Here is a 25,465-nt window from a genome sequence, read left to right as displayed (position 1 = left end):
TTTTTTATGGATTAATTCTCAAGTCCTGACCTGCCATAAGAGGTTCGTTATTTGTTCCTGTAATCATTATTCTAACTGCCTTTACAGGTTTCTTTGGATAGATAGAAGCATTTCCGTAATCAAAAATATCTCCTTTTTCAAAATCAATTCCGTTATACGAATATTCTACATATCCATCATTTACAATAAATCTTGGGTGATGCGGAATCCCTGTTAACACATCAATTTTTGAAGAAACAACAGGATTAGTAAAAGTGTACAAAATCCAATCACCACTTACACACGGAACATCGGTACGCAAATAAGTCTCTATGTTATAATCTTCTAATCTTGACAGTGGAAATTTAGGATTTTCGGCCATCGATGAGGTCACTTTTACCTCTGGTTCCAGATATGGAGAACAATTGAAGTTTACCTTAGCCGAAGATGCTGTAGCTTCTTTGTTTTCTACAGTAAAATCCAAACGATAATTATTTTTATCGTTGTAATTTTCAATCACAAATCGCAAACGAGGTTTTGATTTCAGTGTTTTTTCTTCTGAATAGGTTTGGATTAATTTATCATTTTCAAAAAGTGAAACGGCTCTAATAATGCCATTACTAGCCTCATCTGGAGTTGGATTAAAAGTTAAATACCAAATACCACTTTTATCTACATGCTCTGAAATATTCTCTGAAATATTTAAAACTTCAACTTTTGATGTGTTCCAGCTGGCAACTGGTAGTTTCTCTACTTTTACCGCAGGACTTGCCGAATCTTCATTAAAGAATGTACGGAACAAATATTGTTCGTAATTTTTTGTCTGGATTGGTCCTGAGTACAAAGGGGATTGTCTCGTTGGTTCATTTCCTTGTGCTTCATAACGTACAACAGCTCCTTCATAAGGTGGTGTTACTGTAATGGTTCCTCTTTTATAAATTGCCGTTGGTGGAAAATCTCTAAAACCAATTCCCATATTAGCCAAACGTTTTAAATGGCTATTGGTTAATCTTCCATAAAAATTATCCCAGTTTTTATCTTCTTTTTTAGACCATCCAATTTCTGATAAGGCACTAATTCTTGGGTAACTTTGATATTCTACAAATCGTGTTGGACGATCCAAATATTCACTCCACAAAGCGCCTTGTACTCCTTTTATTAATTTTTGCTGTTCTGTTGTTAAATCGTTATCTGGAATTGGCTCAAACGAATAGGCTCTTTTTGTATCTGTAATAGCCGCCCAACGATGACCGCGTTCATTTTCGGACTGTGCCATATCAAAATACAAATATTGCCCCGGAATCATAATAGTCGAATATCCTTTCTTCACAGATTCTATTCCGTAACTTATTCCCTGCCAAGCAAAAATTTCTGTGTTTGGACTCATCTCTCCTCCTTTCAAGATTTCGTTCCAACCTGCCGCTTTTTTGTGGTATTTTTCTACGATTTTCTCAACTCGTTTAAAGAAATAATTCTGAAGCTGAAAAGTATCTGTATAGCCTTCTTTTTCCATCAACGCTTTACATTTTGGGCAATGCTCCCAATTGGCTCTGTTTACCTCATCGCCTGCTACATGTATATAATCAAAAGGAAACATTTCTGAAACCTCTCTAATTATAGAATCTAAAATTTGATAGTTTTCTTCACGTCCCACACACCATACATTTTTTACTTCTCCCTGTACGCTTTTTGTTTCCTGAGTAGTAACACATCCTATTTCTGGGTATGCTGCCGTTACTGCACGAGAGTGACCCGGAATTTCGATTTCGGGCATGATTGAGATTCCACGTGCTGATGCATACGCTACAACTTCTTTCATATCAGCTTGGGTATAAAACCCTCCATAACGTTTGTTTCCTGAACCGTATGATGGCAACAATACTTCTCCTGGTCCTCTCCAAGCTCCTTTTAAGGTTAAGTCTGGCATCGATTTGATTTCGGCTCTCCAACCGTTATCATCGGTAAGATGCCAATGAAAAACATTCATCTTATGTGCTGCTAACCAGTCAATATAATTCTTAACTATTTGCTTGTCAAAAAACTGTCTTGATACGTCAAGCATCATTCCGCGCCATTCAAAACGAGGATAATCTTCTATTTTTACAAATGGTATTGTTCCTTTTTTCACCTCTTTGGCAGTGCAAATCTGCAATAAGGTTTGAAGACCATTTAAGGCTCCATTTGGAGATTTTCCTTTTATAACAACTCCTTTTTTAGTTACGCTCAATTCATAACCATCATTTGGGAGATTTATTTTTTCATCTACTAAAAATGATATTGCTTCTTTTTTATGTCTTTTCCCAATAGTAACAATTGGTTTAATTCCTGTATTTCTAAAAAAATCACTTCTTATATAATCTGCACTATTTTGTATTTTTTTGTCTACAACAATTTGTACCGATGATGGAATTACAAATATTCCTTCTTTCTGCTCTATCTTTACTGGTTGCGGAATTATATCGAGTTTCTGAGCTTGTACTATATTCAGGGAGCTCAGGAAAACTGCGATTAGTAGCATACTTTTTTTCATCTTTTCTGGTTTTTTGTTTTGTTAAAATTGTATTGGAATGCTTTCCGTTTGTGTGGTACTCAAAGCGGTAATAGCATAGATATAGTTTTCAAAATTAGCATTTGGTATTTCTAATTTTGTTGCTGTGGTTACGTAGTAAATATTCTCCGGATTAGAGAAATCGGTTATTTTTCCTTTAGGAAATCTATAAATCACATATTTTTTATTGTTTAATCCTGCCTTCCAAGTAAGCTGTCCTTTATCTCCTTTTTGAGTAATGGAAGTACTTATTGGCGGTTCTGGTTTTATTCTTGTAATTCTATTTGCTTCGGGTGTTAAGGCGATATATTTATATTGTTTTTCGAGAATAGGCTTTCTAAGGGTATCTCCTTTTTTCAGAAAATTATTTGCTGTAAAATACATTGAACCATCTAGTAAAGGCAAAGAACGAACCATTTCTATTTGCTTTACTATCTGATCTGGACTTCTCCATTCAACCTCTTTTGCTGTTTTCGAGAGCTTATAAACTCCATGACCTACATATACATTTGCTCCGTATTTATGTGCTGCCCACCATTTTGCTAAAACTTCAAAATTTGCTCTATCAAAACCAATATGCCAATACAGTTGAGGTGTTACATAGTCTATCCAATTCTCTTTTTGCCATTTTAAGATATTGGCATACAAATCATCGTAGTTTGTTGCTCCTGCCACAGTATTTGATCCTTCTGAATCTTTCGCAATATTTCGCCATACTCCAAATGGTGAAATTCCGAATTCGACCTCTGGTTTATTTGCAATTATGGTATCTCTGATTTGCTTGATTATTAAATCTACGTTGTCTCTCCTCCAATCGTCTTTGTCTTTAAACTGTCGAGGCTCTTTGGCAAATGCAACTTGATCAGGAAATTCTTGTCCAGCGATTTTATATGGATAAAAATAATCATCCATGTGGATTGCCTGAATGTCATAATTACGAACTATTTCGCCTACTACTGAGGCTACAAAACCTCTGGTTTCTTTGTAACCTGGATTAAAATATCTTGTTTTTCCGTAAGTAAGGAATAACTCTGGTTTCTTAAAATACAAATGTGTTTTTGCTAGTACATCCTTGGTTGTGTCTTTTTGCACACGATAAGGATTTAACCAAACATGCACACTCATTCCTCTTTTTCCTGCTTCGTCAATCATCATTTGCAATGGATCAAAACCGGGAGCTACACCCTGAATTCCGGTTATCCAATGCGATGCTGGTTCTTTTGTAGATTTGTAATAAGCATCTGCTGTAGGGCGAATTTGGAAAATTACTGTGTTCAAATTATAAGATCGTAAATTATCCAAAAGCGTTATCATTTCTGCTTTCATTTCTTTATCTGAAAGTCCTGGTTTTGATGGCCAATCTATATTGTCAACGGTAGATATCCAAGCCGCCCGCATTTCTCTTTTTGCTGGTTGTTGCCCAAAAAGATTGGCTTGAAACAGCAACACTAGAATTAAAATTTTTAAGTTTTTCATAAATTCTATTTTTGATTCGTTAATATGTTTTACAGGTAATTTAACCGCGAAGGACGCAAGGCTTTTACGCAAGGTTCACTAAGTTTTTAATCTGTTTAATTCTTTAATCTGTGGCAGAAAAGCGTACCAACCACTTATTCCAGCAAATATATACTGCCTTCTATGAGTGATGTCCATACTCTTCCTTCATCATCAATTGAAAATCCGTTTACACTTGAACTTCCTAAATTAATTTGTTTTATAATCTCAAATTTTTCAGCATCTACAATAACAACTTCTCCTTTTCGGCTTCCTATGTATATCTTATTGTTGTTTTCAAATATTGGCGCAGGATTGTGCTCGTATCCTAGTTTTAAATCTAAAATCTTGCTTTGAGCAATCAAATTTTCTTCGGTTAATTCCAAATTATCATTAAGTGGTAATCTCAAAAGTTCCCCATTCATTGTTTTCGCATAAAACCACTTTCCGTCTTGACTTTTCCCCATTGATTCTCTTACTTTCCATTTGGAGGTTCTTAAAAGTGTTTTGCCTGTTTGCCGTTCTAAAATTGTTAAGAATCGTTCGGGGGTAACAAAATAAAGTCTGCTTTTTGATGCCACTACATTTACGTTTCCTGCTGAATACAAAACTTGCTTATCATTTCCGTTATTCCATTTCCAAACAAGTTCTCCTGTGTTTTTGTTTAGACAATAAAGATTGGTATCCCATGCTCCAAAAATAATTGTATCATCTTGTATTAAAGGAGTTCCTTGCGAATACGATTGTGGTAAATTATTCTTCCAGATTACCTGACCACTAACGGCATCTATGCAAATAAAAGCAGTTGAACTTGCTGTATAAATTTTATTGCTTTCGGCAATTGGTGAACCTACCAATACTCCGCCAACTAGTATGTTCCATTTTTGTTTACCAGACGCTGCATCAAATCCTAACAGGTTTCCTTCTATCGTACCGATAACAAGAATATTTTTTACAATAATTGGTGAGAAATAAATTGCGTTTCCTGTTTCTATTTTCCAATTCAGCACTTTATTTTTCAAATTAATCGATTGTATCTCACCAATAGAATTAGTGAAATAAAGGTTTTTTTTATCAAAACATGGAACACTATAAACTGATGCAATATCTTTTATAAATGGAGAGAAATTAGTTTCTAAATTATCTTTTGGAATTTCAATTTTTGAAGGCTTCGTGGGAACTGAAAATTTAAAAACACCTTGTTTTGCTATCTCTTTCTGATAAATACTAATACTATCACTACTGATGATTACCTCATTATAGCTTCTTGTTTTTCCATCGCGCGAGGTAATCGATGCTCCCATAATGCCACTCAATCCTGAGAAATTATATTTTTTTAAGGTATGCCCATGGCCACAAAAACTTGTAACTGTAGGGTATTTTTCTAAAACTGAAAGGACTTCTTTATAATTACTAACACTATTATCTAGTGGGTAATGTGCGAAGTTCAGGACTTTTTTATTGCTATTTTTAAGACTGTCTTTTAATGTTTTATCTAACCAAAGAACATCTTCATGTTTTACAAAACCATCTCCCATTTTCATATATGGTCCACACGGAAATCCTATAAAAAGGTAATCTCCTTTTGAGAAAACAAACCGATCGTTGCCCCATATTTTTTTATAGGTCAAACCAGCACTTTCGCTCCAATTTGTTTCGTGATTTCCTGAGATTACATAATACGGGATTTTTAAATTGCCTAGAATAGTATGTACTTGTTTTAATTCATCGTCTGCTCCACGATTCGTAAGATCTCCTGTTACGACAACAAATTCATTATCTGAATTATTGATTTCTTTTATAATATTCTGTAATAAGAAATCATTTTCATTCCCTACAGAAACATGCAAATCGGTAAGCTGTACAAACTTGATATTTCCTGATTTTTCTATCTTTTGAGAAAACCCTGATGCGATTATAAAAAGCAATACTATTATGGAAAATGAATGTTTCATAAGCAATTATTAAATCTATTTGGTTGTAATTATTATAATACATCTCTGTGTTTTTTCTCACGCAGATTTAGCAGATTCGTCAGATTTAATTGCTTCGACTGTTTATACTGTTGCATGAGTTGTAATCCTTTATGTTAGACACATGCAGTACGTATTTACCCTGTACGCCTCTAAATGCGTATCTACAGAAAACCTTTGTCCTTCTGTCCCTTTAAAACTTTGAACCTACTTTACACTGCTATTGAAAAAATTATCAAAAAACAGCAATTGAAATTTTAAAGAGTTTTCCCAATATTCAATATTGTGTTTCCCTGGGCGCTCTATATAATCATGATTTATCTTTAAAGCGAGCATTTTCTCGTGAAGTTGTCTATTTACATCAATAAAAAAATCATCTACGCCACAATCGATAATAAGACTAAGCTTATTACTTTCTACTAAATCTAGCATATTAACAACGGTATTTTTATCCCAATTCTCAGGAAATTCAGTTATTGAACCTAATCGCTTTTTAATATCCCATTTTTCAGGAAACGGACGAAAATCAACTCCACCGCTCATACTTCCTGCTGCTCCAAACAGTTCCTGATGTTTAAACGATAAGTACAATGCTCCATGTCCACCCATGCTAAGTCCTGATATAGCACGACCTTCACGACTTACAATCGTTTTGTAGTTTTTGTCTATAAAAGGAATTAATTCATCTATTATATAAGTTTCATATTTATAAGTGGGATCAATTGGACTATCAAAATACCAACTTGAAAAATTACCATCAACACCAATTACTATAAAGCCATATTTATCAACCTGTTCTCCAACTTCTTTAAAACTTTTTACCCAAGTGGCATAATTTCCGCTATACCCATGAAGCAGATAAACCACTGGTAAATTTTTCTTGCTTTTCTTATAATTATCAGGAACAATTACACACGTCTTTATATTTTTATTCATCGAAGTGCTAAACACTTGTATAGTGTCAATCTTAGCAGCTTCGGCTGAAAAAAATATAAATAGTAAGAGTACTGTATAGATTGTTTTTTTCATAGAATTATGGTGTCTTTTGGTTAAAAAAAGGCAATAACTTTTCTTCAAAATGTATGAGATTTTTTATTTCTGATACATTTTGACAAAAAAATATAAAATTAGATTCAAGAAATTTATCTCAAACAATCTCTCAAAATTGTCACTGGATGCATTGCTTTTCTATTGGTCCCGTCAAAAATCTGATGACGGCAACTTGTTCCTGCAGCCGCAATTGCAGTTGTTGATTCGGTTGAACGTATCTTTGGGAACAAAGTATCTTCGCCCATTTGCATACTGATTTCGTAATGCTCTTCTTCATATCCAAATGAACCTGCCATACCGCAACAACCTGAATTATAAATGGTAACTGAACTATTTTTAGGCACGTTTAGCATTGCAAATGAAGCTTCAACAGTACTCAATGATTTTTGGTGACAGTGTCCGTGAATTTTTATTGTTTTCTCTACATCCGAAAATTGTCCGGAATGAATTTTTCCTTTTGTTATTTCTCTCTTAAAGAACTCTTCGATCGTAAATGTATTTTTCGATAATTTTTCAGCACTTTCTTTGTCTTTTGCCAATCGAATGTATTCGTCTCTAAAAGTCAATATTGCAGAGGGTTCGATTCCTATCAACGGTATGTTTTCTGAAATTAAATCCTTGAAGATATTCACGTTTTTATTGGCTATATCTTGTGCTTCTTCCAGGAATCCTTTGGATATAAAAGCTCTTCCACTTTCTTCATGATCTACTACAATCACTTCATAACCTAATCCTGTTAACAATTCGTAGGCATCTATCCCAACTGAAACATCATAATAATTAGTAAACTCATCACAGAAAAGATAGACTTTTCCGTTTTCGAAAGTAGTACTTGTTGCTGCTTTTTTATTCTTTTCGTACCATTTTCTAAAAGTCGTTGGTGCCAATAAAGGAACTTGCCTTTGAGATGCAATTCCCATACTTTTTTTAACCAAAGATAAATTGGCTACAAAATTTGTCATAGATGGTGCGATGCTTCCTAGCTTATTGAGTTTGGAATTGAAAGCAAATATTTTATTTCGAACAGAAAAACCGTTTGCTTTTTGGTATTGGTATAAAAACTCCGATTTTAAAGTCGCTACATCTACATTACTCGGGCATTCGCTTGCACAGGCTTTACAGCTCACACACAACTCAAATACTTTATATAATTCTTCGTGATCGAATTTATTATCTTTCTCTGAATGGGTTAAATATTCTCTCAGTGCGTTGGCTCTGGCACGAGTTGTATCTTTTTCATTTCGAGTAGCGCGGTAACTAGGGCATAAAGTTCCTCCGGCCGAAGGTAATTTTCTGCAATCACCCGAACCGTTGCATTTCTCCGCAGCACGCAAAATCCCCATGCTATCTGAGAAATCTTGAATTGTTTTAATATCTGGCTCTACTCTACCCGCTTCTACACGAAGGTTTTCATCCATCTTAAAAGCGTTCACAATTTTTCCAACATTCAAAATTGTATCTGGATCAAAAGCTTTTTTAATTCGTTTTAATAATTCATAATTTTTTTCGCCTATCATAAAAGGTAAAAACTCTCCACGAACTATTCCGTCACCGTGTTCTCCACTTAGTGATCCTCTGTATTTTTTTACCAAAATAGCCACTTCGGTAGCTATGTTTCTAAATTGGTGTAATCCTTCTTTTGTTTTTAAATTTAAAACTGGACGCAAGTGTATTTCTCCTGCTCCTGCATGTGCATAATAAATAGCACTTTGCCCATGGCTTTCCATCATGGCAGAGAAATCGGCGATATAATTAGGCAAATCACTTAGTTCTACTGCGGTATCTTCAATAGAATCGGCTGCTTTATCATCGCCTACAATACTCCCTAAAAGCCCCAATCCTGCTTTTCGTAAATCATTTATTTTATCAATATCTGCTCCATAAATTTTAGGCAATGCATACCCGAAATTATTTTCCTTCAGCTCTTTTATCAAAGCATCTGCCTGTAATTCGGCATCTTCTATACTATGATGTGAACCCACTTCCATCATAATAACGGCCTTAGGTTCTCCTACAATAAAAAACCTGTTTTTTGCTTGTTCTCTATTGGTTTTAGTACAATCTAATATCGTATCATCCATCATTTCACAGGTGTACAAATGATGTTTCATAGCTGTAACCACAGCTTCTAAACTTTCTTGAATAGTATGAAAATGTGCCACAACCATAACATTATTTGTTGGTGGCAAATCATCTACTTTCAGTGTGATTTCTGTAGTAAATGCCAAAGTCCCTTCACTTCCGCAAAGTAACTTCCCTAAGTTTATTGTGTTTTCTGTACCTGAGAACAGTTCTGACTTTAATAATAAATCGATCGCATAACCAGTATTTCTTCGGTGGATTTCTGGCTTCGGAAATTCTTTTACAATCTCTTCCTGATTTTCTTTAATCGAAAGTTCCTCGTAGATTGCTTTGTAGATTTTGCTTTCTAGCGAATCTCCTTTTGTCTTTTCTATAAATTCTGCTGAAGACATTTCTTTAAAAACAACAGTACTGCCATCACTTAAAATAGCTTTTATCTCAACTATTTTATCTCGGGTAACTCCATATCGTATGGATGTTGTTCCTGATGAATTATTTCCTACCATTCCTCCAATCATACATCGGTTTGTAGTCGATGTATTGGGACCGAAAAATAAACCATGTGGTTTTAAATACAAATTCAGTTCATCTCGAATCACTCCAGGTTGAACTGTTATCGTTTTTTTTATAGGATCAAATGCTACAATCTTAGTAAAATGCTTAGAAACATCTACAATTATTCCGTTACCCACCGTTTGTCCAGCCAAAGAGGTTCCTGCTGTTCTTGGTGTTATTGAAATTTTATTTTTTGCTGCAAAGCAAATAATTTTAACAATATCTTCTTCTGTCTTTGGAACTGCCACTGCTACTGGCATTATTCTATAAGCAGATGCATCAGTAGCATATAATTTTTTATGAAGCTCGTCATAAAAAAGAGTTCCTTCTAATGAATCGGATAATTGCTGTAATTGAAGAGAATCAGACATTTAATGTGATATTGCTATTATTATTCTGTTATGGTAATTTCAAAATGCTTTTTGCCCCTGCAAGTTAGCAAGATTAGACCTAACTGCACTTAAAAAAGTTAGGTCTGCAGTACAAAATCTTGCAGGATTATAATCCTTGATTGAAAATCTATATTATATTTTATTAAACTAACACAAATTATTAGTAATCAAAACGTTTAAAAGCTTCGATTGCTTCGTATTCAGCCAATCCTAATTGATCGTATAAAATGGCTGTATTTTTATTACGGTCTTCGGCTCTAACCCAGAATTCTCTTGAGTCATTACCCTGAAACATTACTCTGTCTTTCTGGGATTGGTGGTATAAAATGGCATGACGTTTCAACAATACTTCTGATGGGCTTAATGGTACTGCCATATCAATTTCGTGAATATCCCATTCGTGCCAAGCTCCTCTGTACAACCATAACCAGCAATCATTCATATAAAGCTCTGACTTTAATTCCTTCATTGCTGCAAATATCGCATTCAAACATACTTCATGCGTTCCGTGTGGATCTGCTAAATCTCCTGCTGCAAATACCTGATGTGGTTTTATTTTGGCAATAATATCCTTTACAATAGTTATATCTTCAGGTCCTAACGGGTTTTTCTTTACTTGACCTGTTTCATAAAAAGGAAGATCTAGGAAATGGGTATTCTCATCTTTTAAACCAATATATCTGGTTGCTGCATATGACTCACGTCGTCTTATAAGTCCTTTTAGTTTTCGAACTTCTAAAGAATCTATTTGATTCTCTGTCTTATTATTTAAGAAATTAATAACTGATGAAAAATTAACTCCTTCCATTTCTTTTCCAACAAAATCACTGCATACTTCCGCAAATTTTAATGCTTCATCATCTGTAACTGCTATATTCCCAGAAGTCTGATATACCACATGCACATCATGTCCTTGTTTTATTAATTTTGAGAATGTTCCTCCCATAGAAATCACATCATCATCCGGATGTGGGCTAAAAAGGATTACTCTTTTCTTAGCCGGATTGGCTCTTTCTGGACGGTGAGAATCATCTGTATTTGGTTTTCCTCCTGGCCAACCCGTAATGGTATGCTGCAATACATTAAACATATTAATATTCAGATCGTAAGCAGAACCTTCTTGCGCCAAAAGATCTGACATACCATTATTATTATAATCTCTGTCGGTAAGTTTTAATATAGATTGCTTGGTTTCTTTACAAAGCCAAACGATTGCTTTGCTTTTTAATTCTTGTGTCCAGATACATCCACCTACTAACCACGGTGTTTCGAATCGTGTTAATTCAGATGCTGAAGATTTATCTAATACAAAAGTAGCGTTAGAATGATTTTGCAAAAATGTAGCAGGAACTTCTGAACTTATATCCCCTTGAATCGTTCTCTTGATAATTGCAGCTTTATTTTGTCCCCAAGCCATCAAAACAATTCTCTTTGATCTAAGAATTGTAGAAACGCCCATCGTGATTGCTCTTTTAGGAACATTATCGATACCATTAAAGTCTGATGAAGCATCGACTCTGGTAATATGATCTAGTGTTATAATTCTAGTTCCTGAATTAATGTGCGAACCTGGCTCATTAAATCCTACGTGTCCTGTACGTCCGATTCCTAATAACTGAAAATCAAGCCCTCCAGCTTCTTTTATTTTCATTTCATAATCAACACAATATTGATTTAGTTCATCCAGAACAACAGTTCCGTCTGGTATAGTTACATTTTCGGGTTTTATATCGATATGGTTAAACAGATATTGATGCATGAAATAATAGTAACTCTGACGGTTCTCTTTGGTCATCGGATAATATTCATCCAAATTAAAAGTAACAACATTGTAAAAACTAAGACCATCTTCTTTGTGCATTCGAACTAACTCTTCGTATACTTTTATGGGTGATGAGCCTGTTGCCAGACCAAGTACACAGGTTTCATTCTTGGCTTGTTTTGAACGTATTAATTCGGCTATTTCCTGAGCAACTGCTTTTGAACCTACAATTGAGTTATCAAAAATCACATTATGATTTTTCTCAAATCGGGTTTCTTCAAATTTACCAGGTATGTCGTAAGCCAAAGAAGTATTTATTTTCATAATATATCTCTTAGTTAAAAAAATTAGTTTAACAAATATATACAAAAAACAAAAAGAATACATTATTTTGCGTTATTTAACAAAAACAAATTCAAATACCGTAAAATAACGCAATGATTGATGACTAAATTTTAAATTACAATACAAAAACTCCAGATTTTCTATATTCTTCCAGCCTTGAATCTTCTGGATCTAAATTAGTAACGATAGTATCTAGCTGGCTAAGTTCGCAAACTACATGCGGCATTTTTGTATTTAATTTATTTGAAGAAAACATAGAAACTACTCTGTCAGAGGATTCTATCATCGCTTTTTTAACAATAGAAACTTCATACCCTATCTCTGTTAGTCCTTGTTTTACATTAATACTACTAGCTCCTATAAAACAAATATCTGCTTTGATCTTAGACAAAACCTGTATCACATCCATACCTATAGTAACCATTGCATTTTTCTGCATTTTACCACCTATAAATATCAAATCAATATTTGGATGCTGGGATAACTGCATTGCTATTGGCAAACTATACGTATATATAGTAGCCTTCAAATCTGAAGGAATTAGCTTTGCAAAAACCAAATTAGTACTTCCTCCACTCATTATAATAACTTGCCCATCATGCAATAATGACAATGCTTTTGCGACAATTTTTTCTTTTTCCTCTTCAGCCGTTATAACAATATCAAAAACATTGGCAGACTTTTCTGTAACTTGTACTGCACCGCCGTATACTTTCTCAAGAAGATTCTTATTATCTAATTCATTCAAATCTCTTCGTATTGTATCTTCTGATAAATCTAGCGCCAAAGCCAAATCTGTCGTAACGACTTTTTGATCTTCAAAGAGTCTAGTCATTATATATTTATGTCTCTCGGCCTTCAGCATTTTTTATAAATTAAAAATTCAGCACAAATATATCAAATATTTCAATTCAAAAGCAGACGACACCTCAACAACTGCTACAGTTTGCATGTTTTAACCTTAAAAATAATAATAGAAGTCAAAAAGAACAAAATATGCGTTATTTTGCGTTATTTTAATTAATTTTTGAAAATAGCAACAAAATAATGCATTTATATGCAATTAATAAATATATTTGCTCAACAACCATTAAAAAAACCAAATAATCATGAAAAAATTATTCCTTATTTCATTGTTGGTTTTGTTTATTCAAGTAACATTTGGGCAAACAAAAACAATTACTGGAACTGTAAAAAACAAAGCGGATGGAATCCCTATACCAGGAGTTAGTGTCCTTATTCAGGGAACTGCAAATGGTAGCTCAACTGATTTTGATGGAAACTACAGCATTGCTGTATCTCCAGGACAAAGCCTTAGCTTTAGCTATATGGGATTTGAAACCAGAGTGATTAAATTTGAGGGACAACAAAAGCTCAATGTTGACCTTTCAGAAAGTACTTCCAAATTAGATGAAGTAGTAATTGTAGGGTTTTCTTCTCAGAAAAAAGCCAATCTAACAGGTGCTGTTGCCTCTATTGATGTTAGTAAAACATTAGGAAGCAGACCCGTAACTGACGTAAGTAAAGCATTGCAAGGTACTACTCCAGGGGTAAACATCAATTTTAACTCAGGAAATATTAATCGTACAGCTAACATAAATATACGTGGTGCTGGAACTATTAATGGTTCTGATGCTCCTCTTATATTAGTAGATGGTGTTCCGACTGACTTATCTCTTATTAATCCAAATGATGTAGCAACAATGTCTGTACTTAAAGATGCTGCTTCGGCTTCTATCTATGGAGCTCGTGCTGCTTTTGGTGTGATCCTTATTACCACAAAGGGAGGTAAAACAGGAGAAGGAAAAGTTAGATTTTCTTATAGCGGAAATACCGCTCTAAACAACCCAATTTCTACATTACAATTCTTAGACCCTACAGAAGAAATTCCAGGATTAATTACAGCAGCTACTCGTACTGGTACTGTACCAGAGTTTTTTGGTGCAAATTACAGTACAATGCTTCCAAAAATTAAAGAATGGAAAGAAAAATATGCCAATAACCGTACTAGTAATGAGATGGTTTATGGTGAAGATTGGGAAATTATAAACGGAACTCCTCATTTTTATAGAGTCTGGGATGCTAATAAAGAATTGTATGCTAGTAATGCTGTTCAAACTTACCACAATTTCTCGGCACAAGGTAATATCGGAAACAATAGCTCTTTCTTTGCTTCATTTGCACTTGCTGATCAAAAAGGGATGCTAAGAGTTAATCAGGAAACTAAAAAGAGAACAAACATAAACTTAGGATTCACAACAAAATTAGCCGATTGGCTTACTGGTGATTTCAAAGTAATGACTATTCGCAGTACTTATGAAAGCCCATTTAATTATTATGGAGGTGGTGGTACTGATGATACAGGTATTACAGGCTATCTTGGTTATGCACTTCGCTGGGGACAATACACCCCTAATTTTGGTACGTACAGAGGATATAATTTCCGTACTGCCGGAGGATATTTATCTAATGCATCTATGAATGAAAATGACCAATACAACAACAGATTAAGTGCTAAATTTACTGCTGAAATTGTAAAAGATTTTAATTTAATAGCCGAAGTAAGCAGCGTAACTGATTATTATTCAAGAAAACAAAATGGTGGTAAATTTCAAGCTTGGGATAGCTGGTCATCTATGCCTTATGACGCTACAACAATACAAACTGCTATTCCTACTACTCTTGAAGCAGGGAATGATTTTGTAGCGCAATCAAAAGCGGAAACAAAAACAAATGTGGTTAACATCTATGCTAACTACAAGAAACAATTTAACAATCACAATCTTAAATTCTTGGGAGGTTTTAACTCTGAATGGCAGAGTTTCTCACGTACTTATGCTAGAAGAAATACTCTTTTAGACAAATCTAAACCAGAATTTAACCTTGCCGTAGGAGAACAATTTGTTTCCGGAGCTGCTAATAGCACTTTAAATCCTGCAGAAACAACTTATTCTATTGCAGGTTTCTTTGCTCGTGTAAATTATGATTACAACGGAATTTATTTATTAGAATTAAATGCGCGTTATGATGGTTCTTCTAAATTCCCAACTGACCAACAATGGGGATTCTTCCCTTCAGCTTCTGTAGGATATAGAATTAGTAATGAAAAATTTATGGAAAGCACACGTGGTTGGTTAAATGACCTTAAGTTGCGCGCTTCTATGGGTGCAATTGGAAATCAAAACATTGGAAACAATGCCTTCTTATCTGTATTAAATGCTACAAATCCATCATGGATAAATAGCGGAGCAGTATTACCTCCTTCTACTGGCTTACCAACTAATGTTGACCCATCATTAACTTGGGAAAAAGTATATACAAAAGATTTTGGTATTGATGTTAGAATATTTGACATGCTTGGCGCATCATTTGACTTATACCAACGTGATACTAAAGGAATGTTAGCTCCAGGCATAACCCTTCCTGGTTCATTTGGTCAGGCAGCAGCTCAAACCAACTCAGGAAATATGAGAACAAGAGGTTGGGAATTAGCTTTAAATTTCAACAAACAAATAAACGAAAATGCTTCTGTATTTGTTGACCTTGCTTTATCTGATTATAAATCGGTGGTAACTAAGTGGAATAATAGTTCAAAATTACTATCTACTTATTATGATGGATATGAAATTGGTCAAATTTGGGGGCTTACAAGTGATAGATTACTACAATCTACCGATGTAATAACTGATAATGGTAAAACTGTAAACGGAATAGACTATTCTAAAACAATGGGGGGTAATTTCAGATACGGTGCTGGAGATGTACATTATGTAGATACAAATGGCGATGGTGCTATCTCTCGTGGAGCTGGAACTGCAGACGATCATGGAGATTTAAATAAAATTGGTAATACAACACCCCGTTACAAATACGGAATAACATTAGGTGGTAAGTTTCATGGATTTGACATTTCTGCTTTCTTCCAAGGAGTTGGGAAACGTGATTATTGGGCTGCTTCGGATGTTGTATTACCGTTTTATCGTTCACCTCAACAAATGTATGCAAACCAAGCTGACTATTGGACACCTGAGAATACTGGTGCCTACTGGCCTAACCCTTATTCCGGAGATGAAGCAGGTGGTTTTGGCGGAAGTACTTCTGGTAGAAATAACTTCATCACTCAAACAAGGTACTTACTTGATATGTCTTACCTACGTCTTAAAAACTTTAGTCTTGGTTATTCTTTACCAAAAGAATTCATCAAAAAAGCCGGTTTAGAGAAAGTAAGAATTTACACTTCGGGTGAAAACTTATTAACATGGGCAGATAGCCGTCTTCCTATAGATCCTGAAACTAATGAATCAGAAATATTCTGGGGAAGAACTTATCCTTATACCAAAACATGGTCTTTTGGTATTGAGTTGTCTTTCTAATACTAACTATTCAAAAAAATTAAAATGAAAAAATCAATTATAAAATCTAAATTACTTCTGATGTTCGCTACTGCCTTTGTAGCAACAACTTCAGTTAGTTGTGACGACTATCTATCAGACGACCCTGCAGATAAATTTACAAACGAAAACTTTTGGCAATCAGAAGACAATGTAAAGACATTTTCATGGATTAATTATGATACTTTTTATGGTTATGGAAATGGTGTAACGATCGGACTATCCTCTTTTTACTATCATGGAAGTGATTCTAAAATAGACGATAACCTATCCGCTTTTACTTTTCAGCAAATGCCAATTACAGCATCACCTACCAATATTTATTCCTGGAATGATTATTACATACTTATTCGTCGTTGCAACTTAATGCTAGAAAAAGTACCTACTGTTCCTATGCCTGAGGCAAAAAAAAATCATTATATAGGAGTAGCTAAATTTTTCAGAGCCTATACCTATTTCCGTTTGGTACAAAAAATGGGGAATGTTCCATATACTGATAGCTATTTATCTCAAAATGATCCTGCAGTTTATGCTCCAGCAAAACAAAGAGCAGAGATTATCGATAAAGTTATTGCAGACTTAGAAGAAGCAACTAACCTGCTACTTCCGGTAGATGATAAAAATGTAACAGTTAATAAATATACTGCTTATGCAGCTCTAAGCAACGTTTGCATCTATGAAGGAACGTACAGAAAATACCATTTAGGTCAAGACGGAAGTGCTTATCTTAACAAAGCCAAAACTGCTTCACTTGCTGTGATGAATAATGGAGGTTATAAATTAAACACCGATTGGAAATCTCTTTATAACTCAGTTGAATTGGCTGGTAACACAGAAGTGATACTTGCAAAACGTTATTTAACAAACGTATTAATGCATTCTCTTCAAAACTATACCAATACATCAACTATACAATACGGCTTAACAAAATGGGCCGCCGATAGTTATGTAACCACAAACGGATTACCGATACAACAAGCAGGAAATACCCAATATACAGGTGACAATAACGTTACAAAAACTTTTGCCAATAGAGATCCACGTTTTGGAAAAACGGTTAACCCTGCCAATTATGGATATAAAGGAAAATCATTTAGTGCTGCTGCTTTAACTTCAATGTCTGGGTATGTGTTCGAATTATACAACAATCCTGCAACAACAGGCCCAGATGTAACAACAGGAGGACGTAATTATACTGACGCACCTGTATTTACATTAAGCGAAGTATATTTAAATTATGCCGAAGCTTGTGCTGAACTTGGTACTGCTACAAATACAGATCTCGATATGTCTATCAATAAAGTACGTGCTCGTGCTGGAATTGCTCTTTTAACTACCGATGGAACTAATGCATCTGCCGGAGGAATACAAATTAACGACCCAAGAAGAACAGCACCTTTAGAGCAAATATCCGGCTCTGTTAGTCCTCTAATTTGGGAAGTACGCCGTGAGCGTCAAATCGAATTTATGAGTTGGACAACGATTAGACAAATGGATATTTACCGTTGGAAAAAAGGAGATTACCTTGATACTTCAAAAAATCTAGATGTAAATCTTGGTGCAAGAATTGGTACTCCTGTTGGATCACAAACTATTGTAGATGCTAACGGATATATAAAAATATACCCAACAAGTACCAGAAACTTTGAAGCAAAACACTACTTAATGAATATCCCTACTAATGATATTGATTTGTATAAAGCTCAAGGTGTTGAATTAAAACAAAACCCAGGTTGGTAATTCGTAATTACAAAATCTGATAAAATAACAAACTACCTCTGGACTTAAATATCCAGAGGTGGTATTTTAAAAATTATATATTCGCACATCGAAAATATAAATGAAATAAGAGCTGACGAAAATAAAATTCCTAGTCTGAAATATCAGATAAACACTATCTTTAATTAACTACAACAACAATCAAGGAATACAGAATACCAATCAAACAATAATTAAAAATTTTATTTAGTCCATTTCAGCCTACTAACTTTTAAACAGCAAACTAAAATGATAAAACTCATAGCAAAAGGTGCTCTTTTTATAGCAACTGTATTTTATATTCCATCCTATTCAAATACATTTCAGCCAGTTGCAAAAAACAACACTATAGAAATCAATAATCCGATTATTAAAACCGGCGCTGATAATTATAAAAAATACCTGCCTATATTAAAAGATAAAAAAGTAGGAATCGTTACGAATCAAACAGGAATTTTGTCTAACAAAATGCACTTGGTAGATTTCTTATTAGAGAAAAAAATTGCTGTTCAAACCATTTTTGCCCCTGAGCACGGATTTAGAGGAACGGCTGATGCTGGCGAACATGTAGTAGATGCAAAAGACCCAAAAACAGGACTCCCAATTATCTCTCTTTATGGAGACAATAAAAAACCAAAAGCAGCACAATTAGCAGGAATAGATGTTATGGTATTTGATCTGCAAGATGTTGGAGCACGTTTTTACACTTACATCTCTTCTTTACACTATGTTATGGAAGCTTGTGCAGAAAATGGAATTCCACTTATGATACTTGACAGACCCAACCCTAATGGAGCTATTGTAGATGGCCCTCTTTTAGAAAAAGAATTCACCAGTTTTGTGGGCATGCACCCTATCCCTCTTCTTCATGGTCTAACCATCGGTGAATATGCTCAGATGATAAATGGTGAAAAATGGCTTAAAAACGGAATTCAATGCAAATTAACTGTTATTCCTTGTATAGACTATAATCGAAAAATGGAATATAGCTTACTTGCAAAACCATCTCCTAATTTGCCAAATGACCAATCTATAAATCTATATGCAAGTTTGTGCCTTTTTGAAGGAACTAATGTGAGTATGGGACGCGGAACTGAAAAACAATTCCAAATTTATGGCTCTCCTTTTTTAGCAAAAACAAATTTTAGTTTTACACCTAAACCAAATTTTGGAGCCAAAGACCCATTATATAATGGAAAAGAATGTTTTGGAGAAGATTTAACAGCATATCCTAAACTCACAAAATTAGAACTAAAATGGCTAATTAAAGCCTATCAAAATACGAGTGATAAAACTAAATTTTTCAATCCTTTTTTTACAAAACTTGCTGGAACAAAAAAACTACAACAGCAAATTGAAAGCGGAATTTCCGAAAGTAAAATTAGAAAAACATGGCAGAAGGATTTAGAATCATTTAAAAAAATGCGCATGAAATATCTAATCTATTAAATCAATACACTTATTTATTATCGAATAAAATCAGACTGTTATTCAATAAAACAATAACATTAAACGTGTCTTCAAAAAAAAGTTAAAAAAAAATAAAAATGGCAAAAATAAATCCAGATACAGAAAGAGAATCTCTTTATTCGAATTTAGATAAAATGAGTACCAATGAATTACTCTCAAATATAAATAATGAAGATAAAAAAGTAGCCAATATCGTTGAGAAACAGATTCCAAATATTGAAAAATTAGTAGATGCTATCGTTTCTAAAATGAAACTTGGCGGAAGACTATTTTATATCGGCGCAGGTACATCTGGAAGAATTGGTATTCTTGACGCTTCCGAATGTCCTCCAACTTTTGGAGTACCTGATAATTGGATTATTGGTATCATAGCAGGTGGCGACTCAGCCATTAGAAAAGCAGTAGAAAATGCCGAAGACGATATTAATCAGGCTTGGAGAGATTTATCTGCTTATGATATTTCGAGCTTAGATATAGTGCTAGGAATTGCCGCTTCTGGGAATACTCCTTATGTTATTGGTGGACTAAAAAAAGCTAGAGAAAACAATATCATTACAGCTAGCATTTCGTGCAATAGTGCCAGTCTGATATCAAAACAAGCAGATCATCCTATCGAATTGATTGTAGGTCCAGAATTCCTCACAGGAAGCACCAGAATGAAAGCTGGAACATCTCAAAAATTAGTCTTAAATATGATTTCGACATCAGTTATGATTAAACTAGGTAGGATTTACGGCAACAAAATGATAGACATGCAATTGTCTAATAAAAAACTAGTACAAAGAGGTGTTGAAATGATTGTAGAAGAACTTCATATTGACGAAAAACGAGCTTCTGAATTATTAAAAAAACACAAAAGTGTTAGAGCAGTTTTATTAGCTGAGAACAAAAATCTAGAAATTTAAAAAGCAGACTAATCAAAATCTTTTTTATAGATTTATACAAATTAAGACCACAATCTATAACTTTCGAGATTTAACGAAAACCTAGCAGATTTTTAAAATCTGTTAGGTTTAATCAAAAGAATAAAAACCAAACCACAAAAGCTATAAAATGACACCAAGCACAATCCTCATCCTAATCATCGTTTATTTCGGAACACTATTCTATATATCACATAGAGTCAGCAAAAAAGATGATGGAAATGAAGCTTTTTTCACAGCTAATAAAAACTCAAAATGGTATCTAGTTGCTTTTGGGATGATTGGAACTGCCCTTTCTGGAGTAACTTTTATCTCAGTTCCAGGAGAAGTAGGTGCAGCAAGTGGAGAACAATTCAAATATTTTCAGTTTGTATTAGGTAACGCTATCGGATTTATAATAATTACAAAGTTATTGTTACCGCTGTATTATCGAATGAATTTAACCTCTATTTATGGATATATAGAACAAAGAATGGGGTTTTACAGTTATAAAACTGCAGCCTCTATTTTCTTAATCAGTAGAACTGTGAGTTCTGCATTCCGACTCTACTTAGTTGTAATCGTATTGCAGCGTTTTGTATTTGATTATTATGGTATTCCTTTTGCTTTTACAGTATTAATGTCTTTAGTTTTAATTTTTTCTTACACTTATAGAGGCGGACTAAAAACTATTATTATTACAGATACTTTGCAGACATTTTTCTTAGTTACTTCTGTTTTCCTTACTATTTATTTTATTTGTGACCGCATGGACTTAAGTGCTATTGGCGCTTTCGAAGAAGTAAAAAATAGTAACTATTCAAAAATATTTTTCTTTGATGATTTTCTAGGAAGCAAATTTCATTTTATAAAGCAAATATTAGGAGGAATGTTTGTAACTATAGCAATGACAGGACTAGATCAGGATTTAATGCAAAAAAACCTGAGCTGCAAAAACATTGGAGAAGCACAAAAAAACATGTTTACCTTTACGGGAATCTTCGTTATTATCAATATATTCTTTTTAAGTGTTGGGGCTTTACTATACATTTATGCAAACAAAAATGGAATTGCAATTCCTACTGACTTAATTACAGGCAAACCAAGAACCGATTTACTTTTCCCAGAAATAGCCTTAAATCATTTGGCTACAATTCCTGCAATCGTATTTTTATTAGGAATTATTGCTGCAACATTTGCTACGACAGATTCAGCATTAACCGCATTAACGACTTCTTTTTGTGTCGATTTTTTAGGCATGGACAAAGCAGAAAATAGCGATAAGAAAAACTCAGTACGCATAAGACATTTGGTTCATATCAGTTTTTCAGCATTGATTTTCTTTGTCATACTTATTTTTAATTCTATCAATGATAGTTCAGTAGTTGGAATGATATTCAAGGTTGCTTCCTATACCTATGGTCCATTATTAGGATTATATGCTTTTGGATTGTTTCAGAAATCAAGAAACGTAAATGATAAACTAGTTCCATTTATATGCCTACTATCTCCTTTCTTCACGTATTTAATAAATGAAAACTCTAAAATATTGTTTGCAGGATACGTATTTGATAACGAATTAATAGTGCTAAACGGACTAATAACCTATTTAGGATTATACCTAACAAGTACCCGCAGTAGCGAAAAAATAAGTTTTTAAAACCACGTTAAAAACAAAACTATATTGACTAACCAATTGAAGACTAAGAAACAATTAGATTCAATTGCCAAAAAATAATGATATGAAAGATTACTTTATAAAAATAAGCCTTTGTGCCACATTTTTATTTTTAATCACCAATTGTGGCGTTTCCAGAAAAAACAACACAGTTACAGATTCAAAAAATGACTCCTCAACAAAAGATACAGTTGTTTATGTTGCTCCTATTAAATCCGAAAAGAAAACATTCTTTAAAGATTCAGAAAGAGAAACGAATTGGGTCGATAGTATTTACAACAAAATGTCGGTTCAGGAAAAAATAGGTCAACTATTTATGATTTCGGCCTATTCTAATAAAGATTCTGTTCATACCAATCAAATCAATAAATTAGTTCAAGACTATAAAGTAGGCGGGGTTATATTTTTTCAAGGAGGACCTGTTCGTCAAGCTAAATTGACTAATCAATACCAATCAAAAGCAAAAGTTCCTCTATTCATAGGAATTGATGCCGAATGGGGATTGGGTATGCGATTGGACTCTACCTACCGTTATCCATGGAATATGACTTTGGGTGCAATTCAGGATTTAAGCTTAATTGAGAATGTTGGAAGAAACATGGCCAACGAAAACAAGCGAATCGGAATCCATTTTAATTTTGCTCCAGTTCTTGACATCAATACCAATCCTAAAAATCCTATTATCGGAAACCGTTCATTTGGCGAAGATAAAGTTAACGTAAGTGACAAAGCCATTGCCTTGATGAAAGGTGTACAAAGCCAAGGTGTTTTTAGTACTGGAAAACATTTTCCCGGACATGGAGATACCTCAACAGATTCTCATCATGCATTGCCTTTGGTTAATTTTTCAAAAGACAGACTCGAGTTGGTCGAATTATACCCATACAAGCGAATCTTCGATGAAGGTTTAGTATCTGTCATGGTTGCCCATCTTAATATTCTTAGTTTAGAGCCAACACTAAATCTTCCTTCTTCAGCTTCTTATAATGTAGTAACTAACCTGCTACAAAAAGAATTGGGCTTTGAAGGTTTAATTTTTACCGATGGTTTAGCGATGAAAGGCGCAAGTAATTTTAAAGGTCCTGGAGATTTAGAAATTGCTGTACTACTTGCAGGAAATGATATTTTACTTTGTTCAGAAAATATACCCGTAGCGTTTCAGAAACTTGAAGTAGCCTATAATGAAGGTGTTATTACCGAAGAACGCTTGGCACATTCGGTAAAAAAAATATTGCATTATAAGTTTAAAGCAGGATTAAACAAATACAAACCTATCGATATGGCAAACATAAACGATGAACTTAATCCGCCACAAAATGATGCCTTGCACTATAAATTATATGAAAACGCAATTACTGTGTTAAAAAATGAAAAGGAAATCCTTCCTATCAAAAACTTAGATCAAAAAATTGCTTATGTAAAACTAGGAGAAGATGTTAATAGTGATTTTGTTACTACATTAAAAAAATACACCGAAGTAACTGAAGTAGCCAATACTAATATAGATAGCCTAAACAACGAATTAAATAAATACGATCTTGTTATCATCGGTTTTCACAAAGTAAATAAAACTTGGGAAAAACAGAATTTCACCGATACTGAACTGATTTGGTTACAAGAAATTGCAAAACACAACAAAGTGATTTTGGATATTTTCACAAAACCATATTCCCTATTGCCAATCACTAACTTTGATGCTATCGAAGGATTAGTAGTTTCTTATCAAAACTCAGATATTAGCCAGATAGTTTCGGCAGAATTATTATTTGGAGCCATTCCAGCCAAAGGAAAACTACCCGTATCTATTAATACATCCTTTAATGTAAATGATGGTTTAGCGACCGAAAAAATAAATCGTTTAGGTTTTACAAAACCAGAAAATGTAGGTATGAATCCGCTAATTTTATCTAAAATTGATGCAATAGCACAAAAAGCAATTGATGGTAAAATGACTCCCGGAATGCAAGTTCTTGTAGCTAGAAAAGGAAGTGTTATTTTCCAGAAATCTTACGGTAGCCAAACCTATGACAATACCAGAAAAGTTACAAATTCGGATTTATACGATGTAGCCTCGATTTCAAAAATGATTTCAACACTGCCTAACGTGATGCAATTGTACGATAATGAAAAAGTAAATCTGGATACCAAATTAAAAGATATGGTTCCAATTTTTGCAAAAACAAATAAAGAAAATATCACTTTCAAAGATTTACTAACGCATTATGCAGGACTACAAGCTTGGGTTCCTTTTTACAAAGCAACGCTAGATAACCAAGGTAAGCCTTCTGCAAAATATTATCGTAGAGTAGCTGAATCTGACTTTTCGACTAAAGTTGCAGACGGTATTTTTATTAGAAATGACTATCATGACACCATCATGAAGATCATTGCCGATAGTCCATTATCTTTAAAAAAGGAATACAGATATAGCGATTTTACCTTTATCATCCTGAAAGAATATTTAGAAAGAAAAACGCATAAAAAACTAGAAGAACTGAGCCAACAAAATTTTTACAGCACGCTCGGAATGAACAATACACTATACAATCCTCTAGATAAATTTGATAGAAGTAACATTGCTCCTACCGAAATAGATAATTATTTCAGACATCAGGTAATTCAAGGATATGTTCACGACATGGCAGCAGCAATGGAAGGCGGAGTAGCTGGCCATGCAGGAATTTTTTCGAATGCAATGGATGTTGCCAAAATGATGCAGTTGTTTTTACAAAAAGGAAATTATGGTAATAAGCAATATTTTTCTGAGCAAACATTCGATGCTTTTAACACTTGTTATTACGCTGACAAAGGAGTTCAAAGAGGTTTAGGTTTTGATAAAAGAGTTGGCAAAGATAGCCCAACTTGTGGTTGTGTTTCTGAATCTAGTTTTGGACATACCGGATTTACAGGAAACATAGCTTGGGTTGACCCAGAAACAGAAATTGTATATGTATTTTTATCCAATAGAACCTATCCCGAAGTTATTAATGATGAAAATAAATTAGCCAAAGGAAAAATCCGAGAAGATATTCAGCAAATCATTCAGGATGCTATTATAAAATAAGAAACAGTTCTATTTAGTTGAA

The 25,465-nt window shown here is 33.9% G+C and carries 13 protein-coding genes; 6 read left to right on the top strand and 7 right to left on the bottom strand.

The genetic code is table 11. The features are described 5' to 3' along the window. Nucleotides 1-4 precede the first annotated feature (4 nt). The 7 genes from IUY40_RS10275 to IUY40_RS10245 form a co-directional block, all read right to left on the bottom strand. Complete coding sequence (locus IUY40_RS10275; protein ID WP_195736774.1) at nucleotides 5-2,509, bottom strand: family 20 glycosylhydrolase; 2,505 nt, start codon at nucleotides 2,507-2,509, stop codon at nucleotides 5-7. A 21-nt stretch (nucleotides 2,510-2,530) separates the two neighbouring features. After that, entirely contained in the window at nucleotides 2,531-4,003 is a 1,473-nt protein-coding gene (locus tag IUY40_RS10270; RefSeq protein WP_195736773.1) for a family 10 glycosylhydrolase, read from the bottom strand. A gap of 134 nt (nucleotides 4,004-4,137) precedes the next feature. Next, entirely contained in the window at nucleotides 4,138-5,976 is a 1,839-nt protein-coding gene (locus IUY40_RS10265; protein WP_195736772.1) for a PQQ-binding-like beta-propeller repeat protein, read from the bottom strand. Nucleotides 5,977-6,201: 225 nt separating this feature from the next. Then, nucleotides 6,202-7,023 carry an alpha/beta hydrolase family protein gene (locus IUY40_RS10260; protein ID WP_195736771.1) on the bottom strand — a complete coding sequence of 274 codons (822 nt, stop codon included), beginning with the start codon at nucleotides 7,021-7,023 and terminating at the stop codon, nucleotides 6,202-6,204. 113 nt (nucleotides 7,024-7,136) lie between these two features. After that, complete coding sequence (locus tag IUY40_RS10255) at nucleotides 7,137-10,052, bottom strand: FAD-binding and (Fe-S)-binding domain-containing protein (RefSeq protein ID WP_195736770.1); 2,916 nt, start codon at nucleotides 10,050-10,052, stop codon at nucleotides 7,137-7,139. 181 nt (nucleotides 10,053-10,233) lie between these two features. After that, the gene (gene nagB, locus IUY40_RS10250) at nucleotides 10,234-12,159 is read right to left on the bottom strand and encodes a glucosamine-6-phosphate deaminase (protein WP_195736769.1); all 1,926 of its coding nucleotides are present in this window, start codon (nucleotides 12,157-12,159) and stop codon (nucleotides 10,234-10,236) included. A gap of 136 nt (nucleotides 12,160-12,295) precedes the next feature. After that, nucleotides 12,296-13,045 (bottom strand): DeoR/GlpR family DNA-binding transcription regulator, encoded by a 750-nt coding sequence (locus IUY40_RS10245; RefSeq protein WP_195736768.1) that lies wholly within the window; start codon nucleotides 13,043-13,045, stop codon nucleotides 12,296-12,298. Between the two features lie 244 nt (nucleotides 13,046-13,289). Here IUY40_RS10245 and IUY40_RS10240 point away from each other — a divergent pair, with 244 nt between their 5' ends. The 6 genes from IUY40_RS10240 to IUY40_RS10215 all read left to right on the top strand — a co-directional run bounded on the left by IUY40_RS10240 (nucleotide 13,290) and on the right by IUY40_RS10215 (nucleotide 25,443). Then, nucleotides 13,290-16,553 (top strand): TonB-dependent receptor, encoded by a 3,264-nt coding sequence (locus tag IUY40_RS10240; RefSeq protein WP_195736767.1) that lies wholly within the window; start codon nucleotides 13,290-13,292, stop codon nucleotides 16,551-16,553. A gap of 24 nt (nucleotides 16,554-16,577) precedes the next feature. Beyond that, nucleotides 16,578-18,311, top strand: coding sequence for a RagB/SusD family nutrient uptake outer membrane protein (locus tag IUY40_RS10235; RefSeq protein ID WP_195736766.1), 1,734 nt, complete (start codon nucleotides 16,578-16,580; stop codon nucleotides 18,309-18,311). A gap of 267 nt (nucleotides 18,312-18,578) precedes the next feature. Continuing rightward, complete coding sequence (locus IUY40_RS10230; RefSeq protein ID WP_195736765.1) at nucleotides 18,579-19,778, top strand: DUF1343 domain-containing protein; 1,200 nt, start codon at nucleotides 18,579-18,581, stop codon at nucleotides 19,776-19,778. Nucleotides 19,779-19,876: 98 nt separating this feature from the next. Then, entirely contained in the window at nucleotides 19,877-20,704 is an 828-nt protein-coding gene (gene murQ / locus IUY40_RS10225; protein WP_195736764.1) for an N-acetylmuramic acid 6-phosphate etherase, read from the top strand. A 148-nt stretch (nucleotides 20,705-20,852) separates the two neighbouring features. Continuing rightward, nucleotides 20,853-22,361, top strand: coding sequence for a sodium:solute symporter (locus tag IUY40_RS10220; RefSeq protein ID WP_195736763.1), 1,509 nt, complete (start codon nucleotides 20,853-20,855; stop codon nucleotides 22,359-22,361). A gap of 82 nt (nucleotides 22,362-22,443) precedes the next feature. Continuing rightward, nucleotides 22,444-25,443 carry a glycoside hydrolase family 3 N-terminal domain-containing protein gene (locus IUY40_RS10215; RefSeq protein ID WP_195736762.1) on the top strand — a complete coding sequence of 1,000 codons (3,000 nt, stop codon included), beginning with the start codon at nucleotides 22,444-22,446 and terminating at the stop codon, nucleotides 25,441-25,443. The last annotated feature ends 22 nt before the right edge of the window (nucleotides 25,444-25,465 follow it).

The organism is Flavobacterium sp. ALJ2, assembly GCF_015594725.1.
Classification (GTDB): domain Bacteria; phylum Bacteroidota; class Bacteroidia; order Flavobacteriales; family Flavobacteriaceae; genus Flavobacterium.
Note: the sequence above shows the minus strand (reverse complement) of the source record. Positions and strands in the feature narration are given on the sequence as shown.

What these genes read in the sequence shown, in the direction of transcription:
- IUY40_RS10275 (WP_195736774.1), bottom strand. Translation starts at nt 2,509, where the DNA reads ATGAAAAAAAGTATGCTACTAATCGCAGTTTTCCTGAGCTCCCTGAAT.
- IUY40_RS10270 (WP_195736773.1), bottom strand. Translation starts at nt 4,003, where the DNA reads ATGAAAAACTTAAAAATTTTAATTCTAGTGTTGCTGTTTCAAGCCAAT.
- IUY40_RS10265 (WP_195736772.1), bottom strand. Translation starts at nt 5,976, where the DNA reads ATGAAACATTCATTTTCCATAATAGTATTGCTTTTTATAATCGCATCA.
- IUY40_RS10260 (WP_195736771.1), bottom strand. Translation starts at nt 7,023, where the DNA reads ATGAAAAAAACAATCTATACAGTACTCTTACTATTTATATTTTTTTCA.
- IUY40_RS10255 (WP_195736770.1), bottom strand. Translation starts at nt 10,052, where the DNA reads ATGTCTGATTCTCTTCAATTACAGCAATTATCCGATTCATTAGAAGGA.
- nagB (WP_195736769.1), bottom strand. Translation starts at nt 12,159, where the DNA reads ATGAAAATAAATACTTCTTTGGCTTACGACATACCTGGTAAATTTGAA.
- IUY40_RS10245 (WP_195736768.1), bottom strand. Translation starts at nt 13,045, where the DNA reads ATGCTGAAGGCCGAGAGACATAAATATATAATGACTAGACTCTTTGAA.
- IUY40_RS10240 (WP_195736767.1), top strand. Translation starts at nt 13,290, where the DNA reads ATGAAAAAATTATTCCTTATTTCATTGTTGGTTTTGTTTATTCAAGTA.
- IUY40_RS10235 (WP_195736766.1), top strand. Translation starts at nt 16,578, where the DNA reads ATGAAAAAATCAATTATAAAATCTAAATTACTTCTGATGTTCGCTACT.
- IUY40_RS10230 (WP_195736765.1), top strand. Translation starts at nt 18,579, where the DNA reads ATGATAAAACTCATAGCAAAAGGTGCTCTTTTTATAGCAACTGTATTT.
- murQ (WP_195736764.1), top strand. Translation starts at nt 19,877, where the DNA reads ATGGCAAAAATAAATCCAGATACAGAAAGAGAATCTCTTTATTCGAAT.
- IUY40_RS10220 (WP_195736763.1), top strand. Translation starts at nt 20,853, where the DNA reads ATGACACCAAGCACAATCCTCATCCTAATCATCGTTTATTTCGGAACA.
- IUY40_RS10215 (WP_195736762.1), top strand. Translation starts at nt 22,444, where the DNA reads ATGAAAGATTACTTTATAAAAATAAGCCTTTGTGCCACATTTTTATTT.